Consider the following 7,015-nt stretch of genomic DNA (forward strand, 5'->3'; position numbering starts at 1 on the left):
GCTGTCGCGGCCGTCCGCATGCGCCTGGCCGCCGCCGCAGCCGGACAAGGCCGCGCCCATCGCCAGCGCCGCGCAGGCGGCGGCCAGGCTCCATCGCGCGCTCGCGCGCGGCACCGGTTTCTTCAGCAAACGCATCGACACTCCAACGCCCACGCAGGCAGTTCGCGGTGCGCAGGGTAGGAACGGGCGGCTTACGAAGTCCTTACACCGCCGACAGCGCGGTTTTGTGTTTGCGGCCGCACTTCGCAACGGTTTCCGCAACCGGGCGCAGTACACTGCGGGCCACCGCGCCACTGACGGATACGCCGATGAGGATCCTGCTCGTCGAAGACGACGACGCGCTGCGCGCGACCGTGCTGGAAGCGCTGCGCCAGGCCGGCTACGGCGTCGACGCGGTCGCCGACGGCGCCGCCGCCGACGCCGCGCTCGCCGCCGGCGACTACGAACTGGTCGTGCTCGACCTGGGCCTGCCCGAACTCGACGGGCTGGATGTGCTGCGCCGCGCGCGCCAGCGCCAGGACCGCACGCCGGTGCTGGTGCTGACCGCGCGCGACAGCATCGACGAGCGCGTGGTCGGGCTCACCGCCGGCGCCGACGACTATCTGGTCAAACCCTTCGCGCTGCGCGAACTGGAGGCGCGCGTCGCGGCGATGATGCGCCGCGCCGCCGGCGGCCTGACCGAGCTCAGCGTCGGCCCGCTGACCCTGGACCCGGGCGGCCGCAGCGCGCGCGCCCACGGCCAGCGCCTGAACCTGTCGGTGCGCGAGCTGGCCCTGCTGGAGGCGCTGATGCAGCGCGCCGGCCAGGTCGCGATCAAGAACCGCCTGGCCCAGCGCATCAGCGACTGGGACGAGGAGGTCAGTCCCAACGCGATCGAAGTCTACGTGCACCGCCTGCGCAAGAAGCTGCAGCCGCACGGCGTGCACATCCGCACCATCCACGGCCTGGGCTATCTGCTCGAACCGGCCGACGCCGCCGGCGGCGAGCCCGACGCCGATGCTTGAACGCCTGTCGCTGCGCCAGCGCCTGCTGCTGTGGCTGCTGCCCTCGACCGCGGCGCTGACCCTGGCCTGGATCGTCGGCACCTACGCCGTCGCCCAGCATTTCGTCGGCCGGGTCTACGACTGGGCGCTGGAAGACACCGCGCGCACCCTGGCCGGGCAGGTGCGGGTCGAACGCGGCACCGCCACGGTCAACCTGCCGGCGCCGGCGATGCGCATGCTCGAATTCGACGAGTTCGACCAGATCTATTTCAGCGTCACCGATCCGCACGGCCGCCAGCTCGCCGGCAAGCAGTCGCTGCCCGCGCCGCCCGGGCGCGGCGACGACGGGCCGCGGGTGCGCTTCTATCTCGACAGCGTCGACGGCACGCCGTTGCGCCTGGTCCAGTACCGCATGCGCGGCGACGGCAGCGTGGCGATCTACGTGCGCGTCGCCGAGACCCTGCACAAGCGCAAGAACCTGGCGCGGCAGATGATGGTGTACATGCTCGGCTCGCAGCTGCTGTTCCTGGCCGGCATCGTGTTCCTGGTCTGGTACGGCGTCGGCCGCGGCATCGCCCCGCTCAACCGCGTCCGCGACGCCATCGCCCGCCGCACCCACGAGGATCTCAGCCCGCTCGACGAGCGCGGCCTGCCGTCGGAAGTGCAGCAGCAGGTGCACGTCATCAACGAGCTGATGGCGCGGCTGGCCCACACCTTGTCGATGCAGCGCAACTTCGTCGCCGACGCCACCCATCAACTGCGCACGCCGATCGCGGTGCTGCGCACCCAGGCCGAGCTGGCCCTGCGCGCCCACGACGGCGAAGCGCTGCGCGCGCTGCTGGCGCAGATGGACGCGGCGACCCTGCGCCTGTCGCGCCTGGCCACCCAGTTGCTGAGCCTGAGCCGGGCCGAACTCGGCCGCGCCGAGGCGCTGAGCCTGGCCGACCTGGACGTGGCCGAACTGGTCGAGGACTGCGTCGCCGCGCTGGTGCCGGCGGCGCTGGCCAAGCGCATCGAGCTGCGCGTGGCCATCGCCGCCGATCTGCCGCGCCTGCACGCCGACCGCCAACTGCTGCACGAACTGCTCGCCAACCTGATCGACAACGCGATCCGCTACACCCCGCCCGGCGGCCGCATCGAGGTCGAAGCGCTACGCCGCGGCGACGCGCTGCGGCTGGCGGTCGGCGACGACGGCCCCGGCATCCCCGAGGCCGAGCGCGAACGCGTGGTCGAGCGCTTCCGCCGCGGCAGCAAGGCCGACTCCGAAGGCAGCGGCCTGGGGCTGGCGATCGCGCGCGAGATCGCGGCGCTGCACGGCGGCGCGCTGACCCTGGAATCCTCGGCCCACGCCAGCGGCCTGCTGGCGTCGGTCGAATTGCCGCTCGCGCGCGACTGACGCGGCTCAAGACGCGAACTGCGTCGCAAGATCGAACGCCCGCGCGCCGGATCGTGGCCGTTGCGCGCGTGCGTTCGCGTTGCGCGGCGCGCGTCCGAATACGCGGAACAAATTTTTCCGCATTCGACAATCACGGAAAATCACGCGCCAGTTGCGCACAAAACGGGTGTAAAACTGACCCAATGCGCAGTACACAAAAAGTGCGCTAAGTAGACTCGAGACCCTAACGAAGGGGTAGTCGATGGATTATCTGAAGGCGCTGGCGGCGCTCGGCATCTGGCCTGCGATCTACCCCCTGGGCGCCTTCGTGCTGGCTTGCGGCGGCGAACCCGCGCATCGCCTTCGCTTGCATCCGCTGCTCGCGCTCGGCGCCGGCAGCGCCGTCGCGACCTTGCTGCTGATGGCGCTGGCGTGGGTCGGCGCGTTGCGGCCGGTGTGGATCGGCGCGGCCGCGTGGCTGTTGCTGGCGCTGTGGTGCTGGCGCGAACGGGTGTGGACGCGGCGGCGCGATGCGGTCGCCGCGCTGCGCGCATTGCTGCGCCGGCAGGGTTTCGCCGCGTTCGCGGCGGCGGCGATCATCGCGGTGGCCGGGTTCTTCTACGCGATGTATCCCAAGGAAAGCCTGCTCGGCGAACGCGACGAAGGCACCTATGCGCAGCACGCGCTGCATCTGCTGCGCGGCGGCGACTCGCGCATCGGCCTGCGCGCGCTGGGCATCGCCGAGGAGCCGTCGTTGCGCGCGATCGCCGCGGGCAAGGCGCCGGAACTGCCCGGCATCTATCCCACCGGCGAGCGCTGGACCTTCCAGTTCTCCGCCGCCACGCCGGCGTGGATGGCGATGCTCGCCGCGCCGCTCGGCCCGCAAGGCATCTTCCGCTTCAACGCCCTGCTCGGCGCGCTCAACTGCATCGCCTTCTATGCCCTGCTGCGGCGGCTGTTGCCGGCGCGCGGGCGGCCCTGGGCGGTGCCGGCGCTGGCGGTGTTCGCGCTGCAGCCGGCGCAGGTGTGGGTATCGCGCAACACCCTCAGCGAGCCCTTGTGCGCGTGGTTCCTCGCGGTCGGCCTGTTCGCCGCCAGCGTCGCGGTCGGCCGGCGTTCGCGCCGGCTGGGCCTGATCGCCGGCGGCCTGATCGGCGTGGGCTGCTTCGTGCGCATCGACGCCATCGTGTTCGCCCTGGCCGCGGCCGGCGCCGCGCTCGCGGCCGCCGCGCTCGGCCGCAACGCGCGCGCCACCGCGGTGCTCGGCGAAACCGCGATCGGCTGCTTTGCGGTGTCCGCGCTGGCGATGGGCTATTACCTGGCCTGCGTGCAGCCTTATCTGCTCGGCCTGACCGATGTCGTGGTGGCCGCGGCGGTGGCGACCGCGGCCTGCGCGTTCCTCGCCCACGCGGCCGCGACCGCGCCGTCGCTGCGGCTGCGCGCGGCGATGGCGAATCGGCTGGCGTGGCCGGCGGCGGTGGCGGTGGCGGCGCTGTTCGTCTATGCGCTGTGGATCCGCCCGCAGGTGCAGCCGTATGCGCTGATCGAATCCAAGCTGGTGCCGCAGTTGAACGGCCAGCGCGATTACCGCGAAACCAGCCTGCTCAGCGTCGCCGCGTATCTGTCGTGGCCGATCGTGCTGGCCGCGGGCGTGGGCGCCGCGCTCGCCGCGCAGGCCTTGTTCGCGCGGCATCTGTCGCCGTCGCGGGCGTGGATCTGGGTGTTCCTGCTGATCCCGACCGTGGTCTACCTGTGGCGGCCGATGGTCTCGCCCGATCACATCTGGGCCTCGCGGCGCTGGCTGCCGGTGGCGTTCCCGGCCGGCATCGCGCTGGCGGCCTACGCCGCCGCGCGCCTGGGCCGCGGCCTGTCGCGCGACAACCTGCCGGCGCAAGCCGCGGTGGTGGCGCTGGCGCTGGGCGCGAACCTGCTGTGGCAGCAGCGCGACACGCTGCGGCTGCGCGAAGACGCGGGCCTCGTCGCCCAGGTCGGCGCGATGGCCGCGCAGCTGCCGCGCGATCGCCCCGTCTATGTGGTCGGCTCGGGGCCGCTGACCTCGGCCCTGCTCGCCGGCTTTGGCGTGCCGGCGGTGCAGCCGCCGCCGCCGGACTGGGTCGACGCCGGCCGCTTCTGCCCGGCGCGCGGCGATTGCTGGATCGTGCTGCCCAAGGGCGACCCGATTCCCGGCGCTGCGCTGGAAACGCATTTCCCGCTGCACCGACTGCGCCGCGTCACCGCCTACCAGCCGCTCGCTCACGGCACTTATGAAGACGCCGGCGAGTGGCGGGTAGTCCGGCTCGCGCGCTGATCCGCCGCAACACCTCGATGACCGCCGTCCTCCACGCCGTCCGCACCGCAACGAACGATCGACAGCCCGCGACGCTGCCCCGCCGCGACCGACAGGAGATCGCCCGATGAACGCTCGCAGGTCGCTCCGCGCCGAAGGCCCCTTGTTCCTCGCCGGGCCGCCGCGCGCCGGCGCCGCCGCGCAGGAGGCCCACTACGCGCGCAAGCCGGTCAAGGTGGTGATCCAGTTGCCGTGCCGCGACGAAGCCGAACAGCTGCCGGCGACCCTGGCCGCGCTGCCGCGGCGCCTGCCCGGCGTGGACGAGGTGGAATGGCTGGTGGTCGACGACGGCTCCAGCGACGACACCGCGCGCGTCGCCCTCGCCCACGGCGCCCACGCGGTGCTGCGCCTGCCGCACAACCGCGGCCTGGCGCGCGCGTTCTGCGCCGGGCTGGAGGCGGCCTGCCGCCGCGGCGCCGACGTCATCGTCAACGTCGACGGCGACAACCAGTACGACGCCAGCGCCATTCCCGAACTGGTCGCGCGCGTGCTCGCCGGCCGCGCCGACATCGTGGTCGGCTGCCGGCCGATCGAGCGCATCGCCCATTTTCCGTGGTGGAAAAAACGCCTGCAGCGGCTCGGCAGCGCGGTCGTGCGCGCGGCCGCGCACGTCCGCGTGGACGACGCGACCAGCGGTTTCCGCGCCTACAGCCGCGACGCGGCGATGCGCCTGAACGTGTATTCGAACTACACCTACACCCTGGAAACGCTGATCCAGGCCGGCCAGTCGGGCCTGCGCGTGGAGGCCTTGCCGGTGGAGGTCAATCCGCCGACCCGGCCCTCGCGCCTGATCCGCAGCGTGCCGCAGTACGTGACCCGCTCGGTGCTGACCATCGTGCGTTCCTTCCTGACCTACCGGCCGCTGGAATTTTTCCTGGTGCCGTCGTCGCTGTGCATGGCGGCCGGCGCGCTGATCGGCGCGCGGTTTGTCTACCACTTCGCCCACGGCGCCGGCGACGGCCACGTGCAGTCGCTGATCCTGTCGGCGCTGCTGATCGTGGTCGGCACGGTCGGCGCGGCGGTGGGTCTGCTGGCCAACCAGTTGGTGGTCAACCGGCGCCTGCTGGAAGAGCAGCAGCAGAGCCGGCGCCGCGCGGAGTGGCGTCCGCCGGTCTGACGCCGTACCGTCGGCGCTGGCACGTTCGAAGGCCGCGCTTTCGAAGCTGGCCGCTTCGATGCCGCCGTCTTCGAAGCCGCTACGCCGAAACCGGCCCCCGTCAGCCGACACCGCCCGAACCCGCGCCGTGCGAAGCCCACGCTCTTGAAGTCGATCTGGTACATCACCCGCAAGTTCCCGCCCTCGCGCGGCGGCATGCAGCGACTCAGCGCGCGCATCGCCGGCGCGCTCGGCGCGCTGCGGCCGCTGACCCTGGTGCGCTGGCGCCGCGGCCAATGGGGCCTGCCGCTGTTCCTGGGGTGGGCGCTGCTGCGCCTGTGCCTGGGCCTGCTGCGCGGCCGCGTGCGCGTGCTGCTGCTCGGCGATCCGGTGCTGTCGCTGCTGGCGCTGCCGGCGCGCTGGGCCGGCGTGCCGGTGGCGGTGGTCGCGCACGGGCTCGACCTCACCTATCGCCGCTTCGGCTATCAAGCCTATCTGCGCGCGTTCTTTCTAGGCCGTTTCGACGCGTACTTCTGCATCAGCCGCTTCGTCCGCGACGAGCTCGTGCGCCGCGGCATCGACCCGGCGCGCTGCGTGCTGGCGCATCCCGGCGTGGACGCGGCGGCGTGGTCCGAGCCGCCGCTGGCGGACCCGCCGCGGCTGCTGATCCTGGGCCGGCTGGTGCGGCGCAAGGGCGCGCTGTGGTTCGTCGAAGCGGTGATGCCGATGCTGCCCGACGCGGTGACGCTCGACATCGTTGGCGACGGCCCCGAGCGCGGCGCGCTCGAACGCGCGATCGCCGGCGCCGGCCTGCAAACGCGGGTGCGGCTGTGGGGCGATGTCGACGACGCCGAAAAGGCGCGCCGGCTCGCCGCCTGCGATCTGGCGCTGATGCCCAACCGGCGCGTCGACGGCGATCCCGAAGGCTTCGGCCTGGTCGCGCTGGAGGCGGCGATGAGCGGGCGCTACGTCCTGGCCGCCGACCTGGAAGGCCTGCGCGATGCGCTCGCCGATCCGGCCCTGGGCCGGTTGCTGCCCGAAGCCGACGCGCGCGCCTGGAGCGAGGCGATCGGCGCCGAACTGCGCGACCGCGCCGCGCTGCGCGAGCGCGGCCGCGCCGCACACGCCTACGCCGCCGCGCACTGCGCCTGGACCGGCATGGCGCAACGCTACGCCGAGCGGCTCGATGCGCTGGGCTGAGGCGCTGCGCCGCG

The 7,015-nt window shown here is 72.9% G+C and carries 5 protein-coding genes; all 5 read left to right on the plus strand.

Annotated features, from left to right (window positions below; genetic code table 11):
- The first annotated feature begins 308 nt into the window (after positions 1-308).
- Positions 309-1,004: a response regulator gene (locus A7A76_RS03815; protein WP_206409948.1), complete on the plus strand. Its 696-nt coding sequence runs from the start codon at positions 309-311 to the stop codon at positions 1,002-1,004.
- Entirely contained in the window at positions 997-2,379 is a 1,383-nt protein-coding gene (locus tag A7A76_RS03820; protein ID WP_206409949.1) for a sensor histidine kinase N-terminal domain-containing protein, read from the plus strand. Before A7A76_RS03815 ends, A7A76_RS03820 begins: the two co-directional genes overlap by 8 nt.
- Positions 2,380-2,620: 241 nt before the next feature.
- Entirely contained in the window at positions 2,621-4,666 is a 2,046-nt protein-coding gene (locus A7A76_RS03825; protein WP_206409950.1) for a hypothetical protein, read from the plus strand.
- A 106-nt stretch (positions 4,667-4,772) separates the two neighbouring features.
- The gene (locus A7A76_RS03830) at positions 4,773-5,822 is read left to right on the plus strand and encodes a glycosyltransferase family 2 protein (RefSeq protein WP_206409951.1); all 1,050 of its coding nucleotides are present in this window, start codon (positions 4,773-4,775) and stop codon (positions 5,820-5,822) included.
- A gap of 144 nt (positions 5,823-5,966) precedes the next feature.
- Positions 5,967-7,001, plus strand: coding sequence for a glycosyltransferase family 4 protein (locus A7A76_RS03835; protein WP_206409952.1), 1,035 nt, complete (start codon positions 5,967-5,969; stop codon positions 6,999-7,001).
- Positions 7,002-7,015: the final 14 nt, after the last annotated feature.

Source organism: Lysobacter enzymogenes (genome assembly GCF_017168095.1).
Lineage (GTDB): Bacteria > Pseudomonadota > Gammaproteobacteria > Xanthomonadales > Xanthomonadaceae > Lysobacter > Lysobacter enzymogenes_D.